Annotated in this window: 22 protein-coding genes; 13 read left to right on the top strand and 9 right to left on the bottom strand. The window is 29.6% G+C overall.

The annotated features are described in order from the left end of the window. Nucleotides 1–30 precede the first annotated feature (30 nt). Nucleotides 31–1,230: a methionine adenosyltransferase gene (gene metK / locus H2279_RS00790; RefSeq protein WP_337195269.1), complete on the bottom strand. Its 1,200-nt coding sequence runs from the start codon at nucleotides 1,228–1,230 to the stop codon at nucleotides 31–33. A 168-nt stretch (nucleotides 1,231–1,398) separates the two neighbouring features. Here metK and H2279_RS00795 point away from each other — a divergent pair, with 168 nt between their 5' ends. The 12 genes from H2279_RS00795 to aat are packed head-to-tail and all read left to right on the top strand — an operon-like array spanning nucleotide 1,399 to nucleotide 12,370. Beyond that, complete coding sequence (locus H2279_RS00795) at nucleotides 1,399–2,280, top strand: aspartate carbamoyltransferase catalytic subunit (protein ID WP_337195270.1); 882 nt, start codon at nucleotides 1,399–1,401, stop codon at nucleotides 2,278–2,280. Between the two features lie 9 nt (nucleotides 2,281–2,289). Next, nucleotides 2,290–4,002, top strand: coding sequence for a M3 family oligoendopeptidase (locus H2279_RS00800; RefSeq protein WP_337195271.1), 1,713 nt, complete (start codon nucleotides 2,290–2,292; stop codon nucleotides 4,000–4,002). Next, the gene (locus tag H2279_RS00805) at nucleotides 4,002–4,439 is read left to right on the top strand and encodes a hypothetical protein (protein WP_137623441.1); all 438 of its coding nucleotides are present in this window, start codon (nucleotides 4,002–4,004) and stop codon (nucleotides 4,437–4,439) included. Before H2279_RS00800 ends, H2279_RS00805 begins: the two co-directional genes overlap by 1 nt. Further along, nucleotides 4,436–6,478 (top strand): ATP-dependent helicase, encoded by a 2,043-nt coding sequence (locus tag H2279_RS00810; RefSeq protein ID WP_337195272.1) that lies wholly within the window; start codon nucleotides 4,436–4,438, stop codon nucleotides 6,476–6,478. The genes H2279_RS00805 and H2279_RS00810 overlap by 4 nt, the downstream gene beginning before the upstream one ends. Continuing rightward, nucleotides 6,475–7,293 (top strand): tRNA pseudouridine(55) synthase TruB, encoded by an 819-nt coding sequence (truB, locus tag H2279_RS00815; protein WP_337195273.1) that lies wholly within the window; start codon nucleotides 6,475–6,477, stop codon nucleotides 7,291–7,293. The genes H2279_RS00810 and truB overlap by 4 nt, the downstream gene beginning before the upstream one ends. Then, complete coding sequence (gene csrA / locus H2279_RS00820; RefSeq protein ID WP_137623444.1) at nucleotides 7,287–7,514, top strand: carbon storage regulator CsrA; 228 nt, start codon at nucleotides 7,287–7,289, stop codon at nucleotides 7,512–7,514. Before truB ends, csrA begins: the two co-directional genes overlap by 7 nt. Further along, on the top strand, nucleotides 7,511–8,275 hold the full coding sequence (locus H2279_RS00825; protein WP_337195274.1) for a 4-(cytidine 5'-diphospho)-2-C-methyl-D-erythritol kinase: 765 nt from the start codon (nucleotides 7,511–7,513) through the stop codon (nucleotides 8,273–8,275). Before csrA ends, H2279_RS00825 begins: the two co-directional genes overlap by 4 nt. Continuing rightward, nucleotides 8,272–8,739, top strand: coding sequence for an SsrA-binding protein SmpB (smpB, locus tag H2279_RS00830; protein ID WP_337195275.1), 468 nt, complete (start codon nucleotides 8,272–8,274; stop codon nucleotides 8,737–8,739). Before H2279_RS00825 ends, smpB begins: the two co-directional genes overlap by 4 nt. Then, the gene (locus tag H2279_RS00835) at nucleotides 8,736–9,341 is read left to right on the top strand and encodes a TlpA family protein disulfide reductase (protein WP_337195276.1); all 606 of its coding nucleotides are present in this window, start codon (nucleotides 8,736–8,738) and stop codon (nucleotides 9,339–9,341) included. The genes smpB and H2279_RS00835 overlap by 4 nt, the downstream gene beginning before the upstream one ends. Next, nucleotides 9,341–9,631, top strand: coding sequence for an ATP-dependent Clp protease adaptor ClpS (locus tag H2279_RS00840; RefSeq protein ID WP_137623448.1), 291 nt, complete (start codon nucleotides 9,341–9,343; stop codon nucleotides 9,629–9,631). The genes H2279_RS00835 and H2279_RS00840 overlap by 1 nt, the downstream gene beginning before the upstream one ends. Beyond that, nucleotides 9,628–11,748, top strand: coding sequence for an AAA family ATPase (locus tag H2279_RS00845; RefSeq protein WP_137623449.1), 2,121 nt, complete (start codon nucleotides 9,628–9,630; stop codon nucleotides 11,746–11,748). Before H2279_RS00840 ends, H2279_RS00845 begins: the two co-directional genes overlap by 4 nt. Further along, complete coding sequence (aat, locus tag H2279_RS00850) at nucleotides 11,723–12,370, top strand: leucyl/phenylalanyl-tRNA--protein transferase (RefSeq protein ID WP_337195277.1); 648 nt, start codon at nucleotides 11,723–11,725, stop codon at nucleotides 12,368–12,370. Before H2279_RS00845 ends, aat begins: the two co-directional genes overlap by 26 nt. Before the next feature lie 3 nt (nucleotides 12,371–12,373). Here the strand turns inward: aat and H2279_RS00855 are convergent, their stop codons facing one another. Together H2279_RS00855 and H2279_RS00860 are read right to left on the bottom strand one after the other, a co-directional pair. Beyond that, nucleotides 12,374–12,979, bottom strand: a complete 606-nt coding sequence (locus tag H2279_RS00855) for a MarC family protein (protein WP_137623480.1) — start codon at nucleotides 12,977–12,979, stop codon at nucleotides 12,374–12,376. Nucleotides 12,980–13,014: 35 nt separating this feature from the next. Next, nucleotides 13,015–13,368, bottom strand: a complete 354-nt coding sequence (locus H2279_RS00860) for a methionine-R-sulfoxide reductase (RefSeq protein ID WP_337195278.1) — start codon at nucleotides 13,366–13,368, stop codon at nucleotides 13,015–13,017. Between the two features lie 83 nt (nucleotides 13,369–13,451). On the opposite strand from H2279_RS00860, the gene H2279_RS00865 reads away from it, so the two are divergent. Next, nucleotides 13,452–14,249, top strand: coding sequence for a ferritin-like domain-containing protein (locus H2279_RS00865; protein WP_137623451.1), 798 nt, complete (start codon nucleotides 13,452–13,454; stop codon nucleotides 14,247–14,249). Here H2279_RS00865 and pssA read toward each other — a convergent pair. From pssA to H2279_RS00895, 6 genes are all read right to left on the bottom strand, one after another. After that, nucleotides 14,246–14,968 (bottom strand): CDP-diacylglycerol--serine O-phosphatidyltransferase, encoded by a 723-nt coding sequence (gene pssA / locus H2279_RS00870; protein WP_137623452.1) that lies wholly within the window; start codon nucleotides 14,966–14,968, stop codon nucleotides 14,246–14,248. The two genes, H2279_RS00865 and pssA, sit on opposite strands and share 4 nt — an antisense overlap. Before the next feature lie 10 nt (nucleotides 14,969–14,978). Beyond that, nucleotides 14,979–15,593, bottom strand: coding sequence for a phosphatidylserine decarboxylase (locus H2279_RS00875; protein WP_337195350.1), 615 nt, complete (start codon nucleotides 15,591–15,593; stop codon nucleotides 14,979–14,981). Then, nucleotides 15,590–17,515, bottom strand: a complete 1,926-nt coding sequence (ftsH, locus tag H2279_RS00880; protein WP_337195279.1) for an ATP-dependent zinc metalloprotease FtsH — start codon at nucleotides 17,513–17,515, stop codon at nucleotides 15,590–15,592. The genes H2279_RS00875 and ftsH overlap by 4 nt, the downstream gene beginning before the upstream one ends. Next, entirely contained in the window at nucleotides 17,515–18,360 is an 846-nt protein-coding gene (locus tag H2279_RS00885) for a 50S ribosomal protein L11 methyltransferase (RefSeq protein ID WP_337195280.1), read from the bottom strand. The genes ftsH and H2279_RS00885 overlap by 1 nt, the downstream gene beginning before the upstream one ends. Before the next feature lie 27 nt (nucleotides 18,361–18,387). Next, nucleotides 18,388–18,780, bottom strand: coding sequence for a chemotaxis response regulator CheY (locus tag H2279_RS00890; protein WP_337195281.1), 393 nt, complete (start codon nucleotides 18,778–18,780; stop codon nucleotides 18,388–18,390). A gap of 84 nt (nucleotides 18,781–18,864) precedes the next feature. After that, a complete protein-coding gene (locus tag H2279_RS00895; RefSeq protein ID WP_137623457.1) occupies nucleotides 18,865–19,755 on the bottom strand; it encodes a PDC sensor domain-containing protein in 891 nt (296 codons plus the stop codon). Nucleotides 19,756–19,757 lie beyond the last annotated feature (2 nt).

Below are 19,757 nucleotides of genomic sequence, written 5' to 3' on the forward strand. Positions count from 1 at the left end.
GGCAAATAAAAGCCCATTTTTGCAGGACTTTTATTTTTTTAGTTTTTTAAATTGCTCCAATGCATCTAGTTTTTCCCAAGGATAATCCTTTTGACCAACTTGTCCTCTAGCTGCAACATCAGCATATAAAAAAGTTTCTTTACTTGGCTTATCTAAACCAAATTTATCGCGTATCCAATTAGGTGTTAAAGAGAAATTTTCCATTACAAAATCACTTAAAACCTCATCACTCACACTTGTATTAGTCCCCATGCAATCCACGCTTACAGAAGTTGGTCTTGCAACGCCAATAGCATAGCTTAATTGAACAATGCACTTTTTAGCAAGTCCAGCCGCTACAATATTTTTAGCAAGCCATCTACCCGCATAAAGTCCGCTGCGATCAACTTTAGTGTAATCTTTACTTGATTGGGCACCTCCACCGATTGGAGAATATCCGCCAAAACTATCCACAATAAGCTTTCTTCCCGTTAAGCCGCTATCATGCAATGAAGAGTGATTTACATATTTTCCAGTAGGATTGATTAAAATTCTTGTTTTTTCCGGATTAAAAAGTTCTTTTGGCAAATTCGTATCTAAAATAAGTTTCATCACCAAAGATCTTAAATCTTCAATTTTCATGCTTTCCACACAAGGAGCTGAAACAACTATAGTATGAATGCTTTGTGGCATACAATTTTCAAAATTCTCTTTTGTGTCGTAATCAATAGTCACTTGAGTTTTAATATCGACCCCAAGTTCGTGCGGATGAGCCTTTGCATAAGCATAAATCTTATCACAAAGCATTCTTGCGTAGGAAATGGCTGCGGGCATATATTCATCGGCTTCACAACTTGCAAAACCAAACATTATACCTTGATCTCCGGCTCCAGTTTCCCCATCTTCTTGATCAACGCCTTGATTGATATCAGGGCTTTGTTCATTTAAAAATACCATAACATCAATTTCATCAGGATGTAAGCACTGTTCTTTGCTAAAATGCCCTGCTCCATCATAACCAATATTTTTCAAAACATCTCTAACTAAATTATCGTAATCAGATTTACTGAGTTTGTGATTTGATTTTACCTCTCCTCCAATCACAATCTTATTTCCTGCGACAAAAACCTCACTCGCCACCCTTGAATTTTTGTCATTTTTCAAGAGTATATCCACTATTGTATCAGCGATTATATCCGCGCATTTATCAGGATGACCTGCGCTTACAACTTCAGAAGTGAATAGATACATAAAAAAATCCTTTAATTCTAAAATAAAGCACATTATTATAACTAAAAATAAATTTACACTACGTTAATTCAATAAAATTTATAAATATTAAGAAAAATTTCGATAAAATTAAGAATATTTTTTAGCTTAAAAATTTTAAAATTTTTGTTGATTTTTAGCGAGGCGAGCATGAAACATCTTATCACAACAAAAGATTTTAGCAATAGTGAGGTTATAGAGCTTTTTCAAGAAGCTAAAGAGTTTTTAGATGAAAAACCTAGAGACTTTCTTAAAGAAAAAAGCATTACGACTATTTTTTTTGAAAACTCTACTAGAACTCTTTCATCTTTTGAAAGTGCAGCTAGAAGATTAGGAGCAAGGGTTTTGCGCTTGGATGTTTCAAGATCGAGTTCAAGCAAAGGCGAAACACTTTATGATACTGCTGCAAATTTAGATGCAATGCATCCTCATGCTATTATTGTAAGGCATGCAAATTCTGGAGTACCTCGCATTTTATCTTCATGCGTTCATTGCCCTGTTGTTAATGGTGGAGATGGAAAACACGCTCATCCTACTCAAGCTTTGCTTGATTTATTTACCATTTATGAACATTTTCAAGGAGATATTGAAAATAAAAGAATTTTAATAGTTGGAGATATAAAAAATTCTCGCGTTGCCTCTTCAAATATTGAACTTTTAAGTCGCTTTGGTATAAAAATTACCCTAGTAGCTCCGCCACATTTTATGCCAAATACATCCTTGCCAAAATCTTATCATTTAAACGAAGAATTAATCGAAAACGCAGACATTATCATGAGTTTAAGAACTCAAGTTGAAAGACATGAAAAGATAGTTTATGCATCTCTAAAAGATTATGCTAATGATTTTTGCATCAACCCTAAACTTATAAAAGATAAAAAACTCATTTTACTTCACCCAGGCCCTGTAAATAGAAATATTGATATCAGCGATGAAGTTATGAAAGATCAAAGAGCTTTGATTTTAAAGCAAGTAAAAAATGGTGTTGCAATTAGAATGGCTGTTTTAAAAAAACTAATTTTAGAAAACTAAGGAAAAATAATGACTCAATGGGATCTTAGTATACTTTTTCAAAATGAAAAAGAATTAGAAAATTACACATCTTGCTGCATTAGTGAAACAGAATTATTTAAAAAAAACTATGAAAACAAGTTAGAATCACTCACAGCACAACATTTTTTAAACGCTCTTAAAGAATATGAAAATTTAAATTTAAAACTTTCCAAAATAATGACCTATGCTTATTTATGTTTTGCAAAAGACACTTCTAGGGGTTCTTTTTATGCTAAATATGAGCAAGAATGTCAAAAAGCAGAGGAAAATTTATTATTTTTCGAGCTTGAAATTTGTACAATTAGTGAAAATAAAACTCAAGAATTCATAACATTTTGTCAAGATTATCATTTTTATCTTACAAATTTAATCAAAAATAAAAAATATAATTTGAGCCAAAAAGAAGAACGGGTGATGCTTTATATGTCTAATACCGGAGCAAGTGCTTTTGGTCGTCTTTTTGATGAGAGTATGAGTTCTTTAAAAATATCTTTTGAGGAGCAAGAATTAAGCGAAGAAGAAATTTTAAGCAAACTCTATGATCATGATAGAAAAATCAGAAAAAAAGCAGCAAAAAAATTTACAAAAGCTTTAAATAAAAACATAAATTTACTTACTTTTATTCTCAATATGGTAAAAACTGAACTCAAAAATATTTGTACTTTGCGTGGCTATGAAGATGCAGAAACACCAAGACATTTAAAAAATCAAATTTCTAAACAAAGCGTTGATTCCCTTATAAAAATAACTCAAAAAAATTTCTCACTTGTAGAACGTTTTTATAAAAAGAAAAAACAAATCTTAGGGTATGATACTTTAAAAGATTACGATCGTTATGCTCCAATCGGAAAAGAAACCAATTTTAGCTTTGAAGAAAGTAAAAAAATTATCTTAGAAGCTTTTTATGATTTCTCACCTATTTTTGGAGATATAGCAAAAGAAGCCTTTGAAAAAGGATGGATTGATGTTTTTCCTCAAGATAAAAAGCAAGGAGGAGCTTTTTCTCACTCCGCTACACCAGATTCTCATCCTTTTATTTTGCTAAATTATACCAATAGAAGAAGGGATCTTTTTACACTTGCTCACGAGCTAGGACATACTATTCATCAAAAATTATCCTATAGTGTATCTTTTTTAAATCAAGATACCCCACTAACAACAGCCGAAACGGCTTCAGTATTTGCAGAAATGCTAGTTTTTGATTATGTTAAAAATAAATTAAAAAAAGAAGAACTCATCGCTCTTTATGCTGCAAAAATCGAAGATATTTTTGCCACACTTTATAGGCAAATTAATTTTACTTGCTTTGAAAGACGTATTCATAATCACAAGCACGAATTAAGCAGTGAAGAAATTTCTAAAATTTGGATGGAAGAATCCCAAAAAATGTTTAAAGAAAGCGTGGATTTAACTAAAAATTATGCACTTTGGTGGAGTTATATCCCACATTTTATCCATACTCCATTTTATTGTTATGCTTATGCATATGCACAACTTTTAGTACTTGCATTTTATGGACTTTACAAAAGAAAAGAAAAGCAAAATTTTAAAGAGCTTTATATCAAAATGCTTTCTTTAGGAGGAAGTGTTAGCCCAAAAGAACTTGTATCAATGTTTGGTTTTGATATAGAAAATGAAAATTTTTGGGAAATTGGTATGGCTGAAATTAAACAAATGATCGATGAATTTATGGAGTTGTGATGCTAGAAACTATTTTAAAAAATGAAAATTTTATCAATTTAATGCAAGATAATTGTTTTCGCGTTATACAAAATTTAATTCAAAATAATATAGAATTTTCGATAGTTGCCAATACTCAATTTATAGATTTTAATCCTGTTTTACCACCTGAATTAGATGTTAAAAAAAATCCTTATGCGCTTTTTGTTTTGGGTGGTTATACTTTTAGCTCTATAGAATTAGAAAAAGAATACTTGCAATTTCACGCTGGATTTGGTCCTAATGATTTTGACAGCTATGTTAAAGTTGATCTTGGAGCTATCACTCAAATTCAAGTTGAAAATAGCGTTATCTTTGTTAATTTTAGCCTTTATAAGCGTAAAAATAAGCAGAATTTACAAAATTCTAAAAATATTTTTCTACAAAACCCAAATAATTTAGATCTTTTAAAAAAATGAACTTATTTGAAGGTTTAAATTCTAGCCAAATAGAGGCAGCTTCACATATTGATGGAGCTATGCTTATTTTAGCAGGTGCTGGTAGCGGCAAAACAAAAACCATTACAACTCGCCTAGCCTACCTTATAAAAGAAGTAGGAATTCCAGCCTCAAACACCCTCACTCTAACCTTTACCAACAAAGCAGCAAGCGTAATGAGAACAAGGGCTTTGGCTTTAATCAATAATCATGCCAATCCACTCCTATGCACTTTTCACAAATTTGGACTTATGTTTTTAAGAATGCATATTGAAAAACTTAACCGAAAAAATGATTTTATTGTTATAGATAGCGATGATGCAAAAAAAATTTTAAAAGAAATGGTTGATGATTCCAAAGAAAATATTTCTACTATTTTGCATTTTATCTCCACTTGTAAAAATATCGCTAAAAATCCTGATGAAATTTTAAAAGATTTAAAAACGATAGAAAATTCAGATAAAACTTATATAAAATATTATCAAAAATATCAAGATTATTTAACAAAATACAATTTTGTTGATTTTGATGATTTATTACTTTTACCCTATCAAATTTTGGAAAATGATTTAGAATTTGCCAAAACTCAAAGTAATATTTATCAATACATCACCGTTGATGAATACCAAGATACCAATACTTTACAATATAAAATTTTAAAAAAACTTTGCAGTTCTCATGAAAATATTTGCGTTGTAGGGGACGATGATCAAAGTATTTATGGATGGAGGGGTGCTAAAATAGAAAATATTTTAAATTTTCAAAGCCAATTTAATAATGTCAAATTAGTAAAACTGGAACAAAATTATCGCTCCGTAGGATCGATTTTAAATGCTGCAAATATCTTAATTGAACACAATAAAAAAAGATTAGGCAAAACTTTAGTTTGCACTAAAGATCACGGAGAAGAAATAAAACTTCTTTATAGTGATGATGAAAAAAAAGAAAGCAATAGTATCTGTAAAAAAATCAAAGAATTGCTTAGCAACAATACCCCTGCAAACGAAATCGCTGTTTTGTTTCGAGTTAATGCGCTCTCACGCGCTATCGAAGAAGCTTTCATGCGTGAAAAAATTGCTTATAAATTACTTAGCGGTATGCGTTTTTACGAAAGATTAGAAATTAAAGATTTAATCGCTTATTTACGCTTTCTTGCTAATACCAATGATGATTTTTCACTAAAACGCATTATCAATCGTCCAAAAAGAGGTATAGGAGAAAGCAGTGTTAAAAAATTTGAAGAATATGCCAAAAAAGAAAAAATTTCTCTTTTTGAAGCATTATGCAATCCCAATATTATCAGCTCAAAAAAAACAAATCGTGAAATACAAAAATTTATCCACATTGTCTATGAATTATTAGAATGTAAAAATTTAAAACAACTCATTGATCAGTTTGAAGAAAAAATTAAATTGAAAGATTTTTATAAAGAACAAATCGATGCAGAAGATAGAGTTGCTAATATTTGTGAATTTTATGCCAATCTTAATGATAAAATCAAACAAGATGAAGATCTTAAATTAAATGATTTTTTAAATGAAATTTCGCTTTTGAGTGATCAAGATAATTTGGATGGTAATTGTGTTTATATTATGAGTATTCATGCAAGCAAAGGCTTAGAATTTGATCATGTTTTTATCATAGGCCTTGAAGAAGGTTTTTTTCCGGTAGATAATTCAGATATAGAAGAAGAAAGACGTCTTGCTTATGTTGCTATAACAAGAGCAAAAAAACAACTTCATTTAAGCGTTTCAAACTCAAGATTTTATCGTGGATCGAGAACTAAACTTTTTCCTAGTAGGTTTTTAGAAGAAAGCAAACTTAACCAAAACAAATCTCCTTATTCTATTTCTCAAAAAAATACATCAAATTATCAAAAAGGAGATTTGGTGAAACATAAAATTTTTGGTATAGGGAGAATTACAGGTGTCATTAAAAGCGGCAGGGAAGAAAGATTAAAAATCAATTTTGGCGGCATAGAACGCACCATTTTATCAAGTTTTGTAGAAGGTGCAGTGTGAATAGAATTTTTGCCGCATTTAAACCCGCAGAAATAAGCTCTAATCATTTTTTAAATCAACTCAAGAAAAAATACAATAATAAAAAAGCGGGATATTCTGGAACTTTAGATCCTTTTGCTAAAGGTGTTTTAATTGTCGCTTTTGGGCAATACACCAAACTTTTTCAATTTTTAAAAAAAACTCCAAAAATTTATCGAGCAACCTTATGGTTTGGTGTAAAATCTTTAAGTCTTGATAATAAAAACATACAAGAAATAAAGACTTTAAAACCTTTTAATTTATCAGCTCTTGAAAAAATCAGTGAAGAGCTTTTAGGCTTGATTGATTACTTCCCGCCTCAATTTAGCGCTAAAAAAATTGAAGGAAAAAGGGCCTATGAATTTGCAAAAAAAGGAGAAAATGTTGCGTTAAAATCTTGCACAATGGAAATTTTTTCTTGCAAAATTTTACATTATAATCATCCCTTTTTAAGCATAGAAATCAGTGTTAGTGAAGGATCTTATATTAGATCTTATTGCGAAATTTTTGCTAAAAAATTAGGCATTAGTGCTACTTTAAGTTCATTAGAGCGCATAAAAGAAGGAAAATTTGTCTATAATAACGAAAAAAAAATTAATGTGTTAGAATATCTTGATTTAAAACCTAATTTCATTTGTGATCTAAACAAGCTTGAAAACGGATCTAAGCTAAGTTTGGATGATCTTAAATATCAAGATAGCGGAAATTATTATATAGAAAGTGAAAAATATTTTAGCATTATTAATATTAATGAAAATAAGGTAAAATATCTTTTAAATAAGGTTGAAAAATGTTAATATTATCAAGAAAAGAAAATGAAAGTATTATTATCGGTGAAGGCATAGAGATTAAAGTGGTTCAAACCGGAAAAGGCTATGCAAAAATAGGTATCGATGCTCCAAAATCACTAATGATTTTAAGAAAAGAATTGATGACTCAAATTAAAGATGAAAACTTGCATTCTGTAGTTAAAAACGATATCAGCTTAGACGATCTAAGTAAAAAACTAATCAAATGAAAGCATACGCTAAAGCAAATATTTTCTTAAAACTTATTGGATTAGATACTAGAAGATACCATCTTTTAAGCTCTCGCTTTATATTACTTAAAGATCTTTATGATGAACTTTATTTAAGCGATGAAAAGACTCAAGAAGGTTTTGAAATCATTAGTGATTTTCACTGTGAAGACAATATTATCAAAAAAGCTTATCATTTATTATGCGACTATGGCTATAAAAATCAACTTGAAGAATTATTTAGAAATAAAAGCTTAAAACTTATAAAAAATATACCAACAGGTGCAGGACTTGGTGGCGGAAGTAGCGATTGTGCGAGTTTTTTAATTCTAACGAATGAAACTTTAAATTTAAAACTATCCACTCAAGAATTAATCAATCTAAGCACAAAACTAGGAAGCGATATTGCCTTTTTTCTAAGCGGATTTCACTCTGCAAATGTTAGCGGATGCGGAGAAATTATCAATGCTTTTGAAGATGAAATTCCGAGCCTCAATTGGACTTTTCCACAAATCTTTTGCGATACAAGCAAGGTTTATAAAGAATTTGATAAAAAAAGACATGATTTTAATCTCAATTTAAAACAAGCTAAAATATATGAAAATTTAAGCACTAAAGAACTTCTTCAAGACTATAAAAACTTAGAACTTAATGATTTATTTACCCCTTGTGCATCTTTATATCCTAAAATGTTAGATTATTTAGAAAATCAATATTTTTTAAGTGGAAGCGGAAGTAGTGTTTTTAAGGTTAATAAGTGAAAATTATCGCTAGAAATAAAAAAGCTTTATTTAACTATAGCATTATAGAACGTTTTGAGGTTGGCATTGTTCTTAAAGGCAGTGAAGTGGTGGCTTTACGTGCTGGAAGGGCTAATCTAAAAGATTCTTTTGTTCGTATTATCAAAGGAGAACTTTTTCTTTTAAACGCTCATATTGCTTTATTAAATACGACTCATGCTTTTTACAAACATGAAGAAAGAGGCGCTAGAAAGCTATTGATGCACAGAAAACAAATCGATAAGCTTTTTGGTAAAGTTAGCATTGAAGGATATACGCTTGTTGCATTGGATCTTTATTTTAACAATAAAAATAAAGTCAAAGCAACCCTAGCTTTAGTTAAGGGTAAAAATTTACACGATAAGCGTGAAACCTTAAAAAAGAAACAAGCTGATTTAGATGCTAGAATGGCTTTAAAAAATATCAACAAAGGGATGATTAAATGAAAAAAATTTTAACTCTGGTTTGCGCAAGTGTTATTTTTTTTCTCAGTGCTTGCTCTCATGAAGAAGATGTGAAAAATGATTATATGTTTGAAGAATATAAAAAAGGCGATGAGATCGTTTTGAAAAATATCAATGGTGGTGCTACTAAAACCCTTATTCGAACCGATAAAGGATTTGTTGTTAAAGGGGAGGAAAATAAGGTTTTAATGATTGATTTTTTTGGCACTTTCTGCACTCCTTGCAAGGAAGAAGCTTTAAATCTTAGCAATCTTTGGAGAAATAATTCAGATAAATTTATTATCATCGGTTTAACACACTTTGAAGATGTTAGCGATGATGCTGTAAAAAAATTTGCTAATGATTATGGAGCTTATTATTTTTTAAGCAATAGCTCTCAAAATGATCGCATTATTGCCCAAATCTTAAAAGATATTAATTACCAAAGTATGGAACAATTACCTTTTAAAGTTGTTATAAAAAATGGAAATTATCAAAATCTTAGCGATTATTGGAATAATAATACTCCTGTGAATTTTTATCTTGGAAAAATTCCAACTCAAATAATTCAAGATGATTTAAATAGAATTTATAAAGAAAAATAATGCCAAAAGTTAAAACTCTGGAACAAAGCAAACTCCAAGAACCTAAAATGTTTAAGGTTATATTATTAAATGACGATATAACCACGATGGACTTTGTTATAGAAATTTTAATGAGTATTTTTCATCATAATTTTGAAAATGCAAGCAAAATTATGCTAGAAGTTCATTTAAATGGTAGTGGAGTATGCGGAATTTATACACAAGAAATAGCGCTTTCAAAACAAAAAAAAGTTTTTGAAGCTGCACAACTGGCAAATTTTCCTTTAAAAGTAAAAGTGGAAGAAGAATGAAATATCAAGAAAATTTACAAAAGTATCTCGAACATGCTAGACATTTAAGCTTTATTAATAAGCACGAATTTACAACTTGTGAGCATTTGATTTTTGCTCTAGTTAAATTAAGCGTGGATTTTAAAACCATTTTCAAAGAATGCACCGATAAAGACTTAGAAATTTTTGAAGAAGAGCTTAAAAACTATATAGCAAAAAATAATGAAATATTAAATCAAGAAGTTACACCTACTAATTCTATTATTTTGGATGAAATTTTAGCGGATAATTTTGCTGAAATGAAAATCATTGATTTTCTAGAAAAAATTTTACAGGATGAAAGAACAATATCAAATTATTTATTAAAAAAATACGATATCAATTTAGAAAAAATACAAGAACTCAAACAACACACTCAAGTAGAAATTTTAAATTCTTATACAAACAATCTAACTCTTTTAGCAAAGCAAGGAAAAATCGATCCCTTGATAGGTAGAAAATTTGAACTCGAAAGAATATTACAAATTTTATCTCGTCGCAAAAAAAACAATCCTATTTTAGTTGGCGAAGCCGGAGTTGGCAAAACAGCTATCATTGAAGGACTTGCTCTTGCTATTGTCGAAAAAAAAGTTCCTAAAAAATTACAAAATGCTCAAATTTTTAGCTTAGATATGGCCGGATTACTTTCTGGGACAAAATATCGCGGAGATTTTGAAAAACGTATTAAAGAAATTCTAAATGAACTCGATAAAATGCCTAACGCCATTTTATTCATTGATGAAATTCACACTATAGTTGGAACTGGAGCAACAGGAGAATCACACGCTGATTTTTCAAATCTTTTAAAACCATCGCTTAGCAACGGTAACTTAAAATGCATAGGGGCTACCACCTATATGGAGTATAAAAATACTTTTGATAAAAACAAGCCTTTGAGTCGTCGTTTTGCTAAAATCAATGTAGATGAACCAAGTCAAGAAGAAGCTTTTCAAATTTTACAAGGATTAAAAACAAAGTATGAAAAATTTCATCAAATCAAACTCGATGATGAAATTCTCAAACAAGCAGTCACTTGGGGTAAAAAATTTTTTAACGACAAGTATTTACCAGATAGTGCCATAGATCTTATTGATGAACTTGGAGCCTCTTTTGCCTTAAATCCAAAAAATAAAAAAAATATCACGCTTAAAGATTTGGAGCTTGTCTTAGCTAAAATGACTCGACATCATAAAATGTTTGAATTTGATCATAATAAAGCTTTGGCTAACTTAAAGACGAATTTAAAAACAAAAATTTTTGGACAAGATGAAGTTATTGATGGGTTGGTATCTACATTAAAACAAAGTTTTGCTGGATTTAAAAATTCTAATTCTCCAAGAGGAATTTTTTTATTTACAGGATCTAGCGGGGTTGGAAAAACAGAACTTTGTAAAACTTTGGCAGAATTTTTAGGACTCAATTTAGAACGTTTTGATATGAGTGAATACGCAGAAAAACACTCTCTTAGTAAGCTTATAGGCTCTCCTGCCGGCTATGTTGGCTATGAAGACGGTGGGCTTTTAAGTAACGCTATACGAAAAAATCCTTTCAGCTTGGTGCTTTTTGATGAAATAGAAAAAGCCCACCCTGATTTAAGCAATACCTTTTTACAAATATTTGATAATGCCGAACTTACAGATAATAGCGGACTTAAAATAGATTTTAAAAATACTATTATCATAATGACATCAAATCTAGGCTTAAAAGAGAGTAATGAATTGGGATTTTTAAGTAAAAATGAATCAAAAAGTGATCGCGCTATAAAAGATTTTTTTGCTCCTGAATTTATCAATAGAATTGATAAAATATTGCATTTTAATGATTTAAATGATGAGATATTATCAAAAATTGTACAAAAAGAATTGGATGAAATTTCTGCAAATTTAAAAAATATCAAAATTACTGCCGATGAAAAAACTAAAATTTATTTAGCTAAAAAAGCCTATAATAAAGAATTTGGAGTCAGGTTACTTAAACGCATTATTTGCGAAGAAATTGGAGAAAAAATCAGTGATGAAATTCTTTTTGGCAAACTCAAACAAGGCGGAATAGTTAAAATCAAACTCAAAAAAAATGGACAGCTTGAATTTATATTCTAAATTATTAAAAGCTCCTAAAGATGCACCTGTATTTTTAAGTGCAAAATTAGAAGCAGATTTTATCTTAAAAGCTTATCGTTTTGGACTTTTTCCATGGACTAGCAATCCAGTTACTTGGTGGTGTCCTGATCCTAGATGTATATTAGAACCTAAAGAAATTCATATACAAAAAAATATGAAAAAATTTTTAAATCTTTACGAAGTAAAGCTTGATTATGATTTTTTAAAACTCATCACTTCTTGTAAGAACGCACGTTCTCAAAGCTGGATCGATAATGATTTCATCCGAGCATACAATACTCTTTTTCAATTAGGATATGTTCATACTTTAGAACTCTATGATCATGATGAATTTGTAGGGGGAATTTATGGATTAATCATAGGAAAAGTTTTTTTTGGAGAAAGCATGGTTAGTCTAAGAAAAAATGTTTCAAAAATCGCAATGATAAAACTTTGCGATCTATTATCGCCTTATAATTTCATAATAGATTGTCAAATTTATAACAAACACTTAGAATTTATGGGTGCAAAAAACATCCCTAGAAAAGATTTTCTAAAGATTATTGAAGAAAAATGCTGTCAAGAAAGCGGCTTTGAAAATTTTAAAGGTTTAAAAAAATAAAATTTATAAATGAAAAATATCCTTTAGTCCTATTACAATCATTTTAAATCCCATAGCCGCGATAAACACTTGAGCGATACGAGAGAAAATATGCAAAATAAGTTTTCCAACTATTTTTTCTATAGTTGCTGCAAAATGAAACAAAACAAACATAAAAACAAAAGCTATAACCATACCTCCAAGAGCTATATCAATCCCACAATCTCCAGAAATCACAACCACACTTGCCAAAGCCCCTGGCCCAACAAGCATAGGAAAAGCCATAGGAATTAAACTTTGACGCAAAATTTCTTTATCATCCATTTCTTGATAAAAACTAAAATCTTTCATAATCATTTTTGTAGAAAAAAGTAAATTTTTAATCGCCATGATGATTAAAACCAATCCCCCAGAAACCCTTAATTCATCCAATGAAATTCGAAAAATATATTGCATAAGTAAAGGACCCAAAAATAAAAATACAAGCATAATAACAAGTGCTGTATAAAGTATATATCTAAACAACCTTTTTCTAAGGTTTAAAGGCAAACCATCACTCATAGATAAAAATTGAGTTAAATTCCCAAATGGATTTAAAATAGCAAGTAAGGTTATACTAGAAAAAAACATTAAATAAAATTCAGAACCTAAATTCGATAACACGATCAACCTTTTACAAATTCTAATGAAATTGAATTTACACAATGTCTAATATTTTTCTCAGTAAAACCCTCACCTTCAAAAACATGCCCAAGATGTGCATTGCAATTTGAACACACTATTTCTGTACGCACCCCATCTTTATCGGGAATTCTTTTTACAGCTCCTGAAATTTCATCATCAAAACTTGGCCAACCACATCCTGATTTAAATTTATCCTCTGATTTATAAAGCTTAGAACCGCATTGCTTACAAAGATAAATCCCTTTTTCATAAAAATCATTATACTTTCCACTAAAAGGGGTTTCAGTGCCCTTTAGCAAAATAATTCTTTTTTCTTCTTCGCTTAATATTTTCATTATCATTTTCCAATCTAAAAAATTAAAATTATAACAAAATTTATTTTTTTTAAATATAATTAAAATAAAAATTTAGGATAAAAATGCATCAAGAATTCTTTTCTAATTTGGAAAAAATTTTATACGAACAAGATATTGAAGAAAAATTTAAACAATTTTCTGATTTTTATGATAATTTTAAAAGTCAAAAAATTGTCTTCAATCATGATCAAAATAGCATTTTTAAGGAAAATATATATTCTAATTTAAAACTTATTCATCCAACAAGAATCAGACGTCCAAAATTTGTAAATTCTACCCATTCTTTAGCTAAAATAATCCATTCTATAGCACATATTGAATTTAGTGCTATCAATCTAGCTTTAGATGCAAGTTATCGTTTTAAAAATTTGCCAGAACAATTTTATAAAGATTGGCTAGAGGTTGCTGAAGAAGAAATTAAACATTTTAATTTCTTAAATTCAGCATTGAAAGAACTAGGTTTTAAATATGGAGATTTTAGTGTACATGATAATTTAGAAGCTGCGCTAAAAGTAACTCAAAATTCTTTAAATTTTAGAATGGGTGTAGTTCATCGTGGCTTAGAAGCAAAAGGGCTTGATGCAAATCCTTTTGTGGTTGCAAAACTTGAAAGTTCAAATCATCCTATAAAAAATTTATTAAAAGAAATCTTAGCCATCATTTTAAATGACGAAATCAACCATGTAAAAAAAGGGGATTATTGGTGGAAATTCTCAAATAAAGAACAATATAGCTTTTTAGATATTTGTAATTTATTTCATCAATTTTCCCTTGCTGGAAAAAAACTTAATATAGACGCAAGATTAAAAGCTGGATTTAGCAATGAAGAATGTGAAAACATTGCTAAATTTTACACTTAACTTCTTTTAAATTTAGAATAAATAATCGTATAAAAAGCTCGTATAATTCCATAAAGAACATACAAACTCGCTAAAGTGATTAAACTTCTAAGAGGATAAAGATACAAAAATGAAAATATAATGATTAATATAATTAACACTTTTAAAACACTAGATCGATTAAAATCTAATTTTTTAAAACTTGGATAGCGTATATTACTTACCATCAATAAACCTAAAATTGCTTGTAAAATTAAAAAAGCAATACCATAGGTCTTTAAAAAATCATAATGATAATAACTATAAGTCCAAATCGAACTAACAACAGCTGCTGTAGGTATAGGAAGACCTATGAAAACAGAGGGCTCGTAAGTTCCGGTTGTTACATTAAATCTTGCTAGACGTATCGCACCAAAAACCACAAAAAAGGCCGCGATCAAAGAACCATATCTTCCATATTCAGAACCTATTACCATGTAAAAAAGTATAGCAGGAGCAACGCCAAAAGCAACCAAATCGGCCAAAGAATCAAATTCAATTCCAAATTTTGAAGTGGTTTTTGTTAGTCTAGCTACCCTTCCATCGAGTCCGTCGCAGATTAAAGAAAAAATGATATAAATTAAAGCCTTGTAATAATTTCCTTGTATGGAGCTAATGATAGAAATAACACCCAAAAAAATAGAAGCAGCAGTAAAAAGGTTTGGTAAAATATAAACAAATTGCGGTTTATTGCTATTCATAACAATCTCCTTAAATCAAATAACCCAACAAAGATCCAGATTTTATTTCATCTCCAAGTCCTGCTTGTATCCGTATATTTTTCGGAAGTACCAGTTTTATCTTTCCATCAATTAAAAAACCTAATCTATCCCCAACTTTTAAACCATGAGAAATATTATCAAGTCTTAGTTTTCTTCCTAAATTTCCAGCATAAATTTCCAAAATTATTTTAGATGAATTACTTACAGCATTGATAGAAATTTTTTCTTTTAAAAAATTTAAATTTTGAAATCCTTTATCTATAAAAAGCCCATATCTATATTTAACTTCATCAATATTCATTTCAAAAGGAGCATAAAAAGAACCTGCATTGCAAAAAGAATTGGCGATACTTATTTCTATACATTCTCCAAAATCTTTTCTAAAAGTATTTTCTATTTGAATAATTTGCCCATCTATAGGAGATAAAATTGCTTTTTTATCATGACAAATTAAAATACGATTTGGATTTCTAAAAATAAATAAAAATATCAATAGTGCCAAAAAAAGCACAAAAGAAAAGCTATTTAAAATCCAAAAAAATATGATTAAAAATACAATCAAACCTATACTAAAATAGCCCTCTTTTGCGATATATTTCATTATTTTTCTTCTTTAGTGTTTTCTTCAATGTCTTGCAAACGACTTGAAAGATTATTTTCATTTTCATAATTTTTAATAATCTCTCGCACTTTTGCACCCTCTATTGTTTCTTCTTCATAAAGTGCTGCAACCATAGTTTCAATAGCACCCTTATATGCACTTAGTGTATCTTTAACATCCTTGTAACGTTCATCTAAAGTTTTTTTAACATATTCATCTAAAGACTCTGCTGTTTTCTCAGAATAATCTTTAATGGTTTGTCCGCCACTTAAAAAAGTATTTCTTTGTTTTTCAAGCACCATCAAACCTGCGATTTCACTCATACCATACATAGAGATCATTGCTTTTATGATATCTGTGGCTCTTTCTAAATCATTACTTGCCCCTGTTGAAATTTCTCCTATAAACACTTCTTCAGCTGCTCTACCACCTAAAAGCACATCAACTTCAGCAATGAGTTCATGTTTTTGCATTAAAAATTTATTCTCTTCAGGAGTATTGAGTGTATAACCTAATGCTGCTAAACCTCTTGGGATAACAGATACCTTACTTACTTTTTTTGCACCTTTTGTGGTTTCAGCAATTAAAGCGTGACCACATTCATGATAAGTTACAATTTTTTTCTCTTTATCACTAATACGACGCGATTTCTTTTCAAGTCCAGCTATAGCTCTTTCAACCGCTTCTACTAGATCATTTTGTTCTACATGTTTTTTAGAATCTCTTCCCGCTAATAACGCAGCTTCATTGATAATATTAGCCAAATCAGCACCAGCAAGTCCTGCGGTCAATCTTGCAATATCTTCAACTTTTACTTCAGGAGAAATTTTAACATCTTTCATATGAACTTTTAAAATATCACATCTACCTTTAAAATCCGGTTTATCCACCAAAACTTGTCTGTCAAATCTACCTGGTCTCAAAAGCGCAGCATCTAGAACTTCTGGACGGTTTGTAGCCGCTAAGACAATAACAGGAGAACTTTCCGTTCCAAAACCATCCATCTCTGCCAAAAGCTGATTTAAGGTTTGCTCTCTTTCATCATTTCCACCCATCATACCACTAGCTGCACGACTTTTTCCTATAGCATCAATCTCGTCGATAAATACAATAGCAGGAGCTTCTTTTTTTGCATTTTCAAATAAATCTCTCACGCGAGATGCACCAACACCCACAAACATTTCAATAAAAGAAGAACCAGAGACGCTAAAAAATGGAACATCTGCTTCACCAGCAACTGCTTTTGCAAGTAAAGTTTTACCTGTTCCTGGAGGTCCAACAAGCAATAGTCCTTTCGGGATTTTAGCCCCAAGTTTAATATATCTTTCAGGGTACTTTAGAAAATCAACTATTTCCTTAACCTCTTCTTTAGCCTCTTCAACACCCGCAACATCATTAAATTTTACTTTTGGCTTTTCAGAATTGACTAATTTTTTAGAACTTCCTATACCTAAAATAGATCCCCCCATATTTTTTTGCATACGACTAGCCAAAAACATCCAAATTCCAAAAAATATAAACACAGGTAGCACCCATGAAAACAATATATCAGTAAACCAATTTGTTTCAGAATAAGCTCCATAGGCGATATTTTTACTATCAAGCAAACTCACAAGCTCTGGATCATTAACCTTTTTAGCACTATAAACCGTATTTTGGGAACCTGAAACAGCTTTTATAGTGGTTTGTCCTATGCTGACTTGATTAATCTGACCACTTTCTATTAATTTTTTAAGTTCAGAATAAGGAATATTTTTATGAGTTTCTCCGCCATTTAACATACCGCTAAATGAGGAATTTCCATCAAATAATCCTTTAAAAATGACTATCATTACAATAGCAAAAACCGCAAAAATAAAAATAGGATTTTTATTAAAAAAACCGTTATTTTGCGGATTACCTTTATTGTTTGAAGAATTATTCATTAGATTTCCTTTTTATTTTTATATACAAAAGAGCACCATTCATTGATTTTAATTTCATCAATAAGCTCCAAATCTTGAAATTTTTCTTTAATTCTTGTCTGATATTTGTCTAAAATTCCAGACAATATAAGTATAGCATGATCTTTTAAATGTTTTTTAATATCTTTTTCTAAAATCAAAATAACATCTGCAATAATATTTGCTACAATTAAATCATATTTATGTTTTGCCTGATCAATAGAACCTTTCCATGAATTTTCAAAACAAACCTGATTGAGTTTGGCATTTTCTAAAGAACTATGAATAGCTAATTCATCAGTATCGCATATTTCAACCTTGCAACCTAGTTTTGACATTGCAATACCTAAAATCCCACTACCACAACCCAAATCTAAAACTAAATCATCTTTTTTTGCAAATTTTTGTAAAAATTTTATACAAGCATAAGTACTCTCATGGTGACCCGAACCAAAAGCCAAAGCAGGATTTATTTTAATATTAATATAATTTTTCTTTTCTTCTTGCCAAGTAGTATGAATATAAATTTGATCAATTAAAATAGGTTTGATATTTTTTTTATATTCTTCTATCCAATTTTTATTTTCTTTTTCTTCGACAGTTTTGTTGTAGAGAATTTCTTCTTTTGTGTTAAATTTTTCTTTCAGTTTTTGAGTAAAAATTTCAAGAGCCCATGAGAGTTCTTCTAAACTCTCATTTGAACGTATATAAATACCTTCATCTTTTTCTTCTATGGCTTCAATACCTAAATCAAAAACAAAATCAAGAAATAAATTTTTATATTGTTTATCTACTTTAAAAAATAATTCATAATAAATTTTTTGCATCATAGTGCCATAAAAAAGGCTTTATTTTTATTCAGCTGAAGCCTCATTAGAACCTGTTCCTAAAACATCTTCAAGTTTTTCTTTTAATACCTGAGGAGTAAAAGGCTTAACAATATAATTATTAACACCAGCTTTTAAAGCGGTAATCACTTCGGCTTTACCACCTTCTGTAGTTACCATAATAATTGGCATATCTTCATATTTTTTTTCAGCACGAACTTTTTTAACAAGCTCTAAGCCATTCATTTCTGGCATATTCCAATCGGTAATTAAAACCTGAACATCTTCATTCTTAACAAGTAAATCCCAAGCCTCAACTCCATGTTCAGCCTCAAGAATATCATTATGTCCAAGTCTTGTTAGGGTATTCTTAATAATCCTTCTCATGGTAGAACTGTCATCAACAACTAACAATTTCACAATTTGTCCTTTCAAAAATTTATTTTGCTATTGATTTTTTAATTTCATTAACCTCGTAAAAAAATAATTATAACATTTTTTTCCTTAATTATTCTTATATTTTACTGCAAATAAATATATACTAAGTCCTATTAAAAGAAGATTAATGCCTCCAATAAGATAAAATACATAAAGCATTTGCGATAAATCACTCGAAACAAGTTTAAAAACAAGCATTAAAGCCTCTATAGCTAACGCTATAATAATAGATCCTAAAAATCTCACCATGGTTTTTTGAATCCCATTAATCTCTTTTTTTGTTTTTCCAAAAACCTCTTCTTCTATAATTGTTTTTGTTAAATCAAAAATAGCCAAGGCTAAAGTTATAGCAATGGTACTTTGAAAAATAACCTGTATGCCAACTTCTCCTTGAGGATGGAATAAACTAAATAAGCCTTTTTGAAATAAAAAACAAGTGATGATAAATAAAACTGCAGCAAAACAAAAATAAACTATACGACTAAAATAGGTAAAAATAGTTTCAGAATAGCCAGTTTCTATCATTTTTAAAATATTTGTTAAGCTGATATCAATGCAAACAACAAATAATAAATTATCCTTGTTATCATAAATAGGCATTGAAGCGGTAACACATAACTCATTGTTTAAAATTGAAGGGTAAGGATCGCTAAGAGTGCATCGCTTAAGATTAACAGCTCTATAAAAATAAGCTTTCGAACTCTTATCTTCCCCATCTCCTATTTCAAATTCTTTTTTTAATGCTATAGCGTTTCCAATTTGTCTTCCAGAAGTATCAAGTATATACAAAGCATCAAAAACTGAAATATCATGCTCGATTTTGTCTAAAGCAGCTCGTATGCTTTCAAGACGAATATCGGGAAGTTTATTGGGCAAATTTCTTGTTAGAATATAAGTCATATAAGCTCTAGCCTTATAACGATTATCTTCAAATCTTTGCATGTCTTTAATAAACATGT

This window comes from Campylobacter sp. B0100352/1 (assembly GCF_020135855.1).
GTDB classification, from domain to species: Bacteria; Campylobacterota; Campylobacteria; order Campylobacterales; family Campylobacteraceae; genus Campylobacter_D; species Campylobacter_D taeniopygiae.

Excerpts from the sequence above, each read along its gene's own strand:
- metK (WP_337195269.1), bottom strand. The coding sequence starts at position 1,230 with ATGTATCTATTCACTTCTGAAGTTGTAAGCGCAGGTCATCCTGATAAA.
- H2279_RS00795 (WP_337195270.1), top strand. The coding sequence starts at position 1,399 with ATGAAACATCTTATCACAACAAAAGATTTTAGCAATAGTGAGGTTATA.
- H2279_RS00800 (WP_337195271.1), top strand. The coding sequence starts at position 2,290 with ATGACTCAATGGGATCTTAGTATACTTTTTCAAAATGAAAAAGAATTA.
- H2279_RS00805 (WP_137623441.1), top strand. The coding sequence starts at position 4,002 with ATGCTAGAAACTATTTTAAAAAATGAAAATTTTATCAATTTAATGCAA.
- H2279_RS00810 (WP_337195272.1), top strand. The coding sequence starts at position 4,436 with ATGAACTTATTTGAAGGTTTAAATTCTAGCCAAATAGAGGCAGCTTCA.
- csrA (WP_137623444.1), top strand. The coding sequence starts at position 7,287 with ATGTTAATATTATCAAGAAAAGAAAATGAAAGTATTATTATCGGTGAA.
- H2279_RS00825 (WP_337195274.1), top strand. The coding sequence starts at position 7,511 with ATGAAAGCATACGCTAAAGCAAATATTTTCTTAAAACTTATTGGATTA.
- H2279_RS00835 (WP_337195276.1), top strand. The coding sequence starts at position 8,736 with ATGAAAAAAATTTTAACTCTGGTTTGCGCAAGTGTTATTTTTTTTCTC.
- H2279_RS00840 (WP_137623448.1), top strand. The coding sequence starts at position 9,341 with ATGCCAAAAGTTAAAACTCTGGAACAAAGCAAACTCCAAGAACCTAAA.
- H2279_RS00845 (WP_137623449.1), top strand. The coding sequence starts at position 9,628 with ATGAAATATCAAGAAAATTTACAAAAGTATCTCGAACATGCTAGACAT.
- aat (WP_337195277.1), top strand. The coding sequence starts at position 11,723 with ATGGACAGCTTGAATTTATATTCTAAATTATTAAAAGCTCCTAAAGAT.
- H2279_RS00855 (WP_137623480.1), bottom strand. The coding sequence starts at position 12,979 with ATGTTTTTTTCTAGTATAACCTTACTTGCTATTTTAAATCCATTTGGG.
- H2279_RS00860 (WP_337195278.1), bottom strand. The coding sequence starts at position 13,368 with ATGAAAATATTAAGCGAAGAAGAAAAAAGAATTATTTTGCTAAAGGGC.
- H2279_RS00865 (WP_137623451.1), top strand. The coding sequence starts at position 13,452 with ATGCATCAAGAATTCTTTTCTAATTTGGAAAAAATTTTATACGAACAA.
- pssA (WP_137623452.1), bottom strand. The coding sequence starts at position 14,968 with ATGAATAGCAATAAACCGCAATTTGTTTATATTTTACCAAACCTTTTT.
- ftsH (WP_337195279.1), bottom strand. The coding sequence starts at position 17,515 with ATGAATAATTCTTCAAACAATAAAGGTAATCCGCAAAATAACGGTTTT.
- H2279_RS00885 (WP_337195280.1), bottom strand. The coding sequence starts at position 18,360 with ATGCAAAAAATTTATTATGAATTATTTTTTAAAGTAGATAAACAATAT.
- H2279_RS00895 (WP_137623457.1), bottom strand. The coding sequence starts at position 19,755 with ATGTTTATTAAAGACATGCAAAGATTTGAAGATAATCGTTATAAGGCT.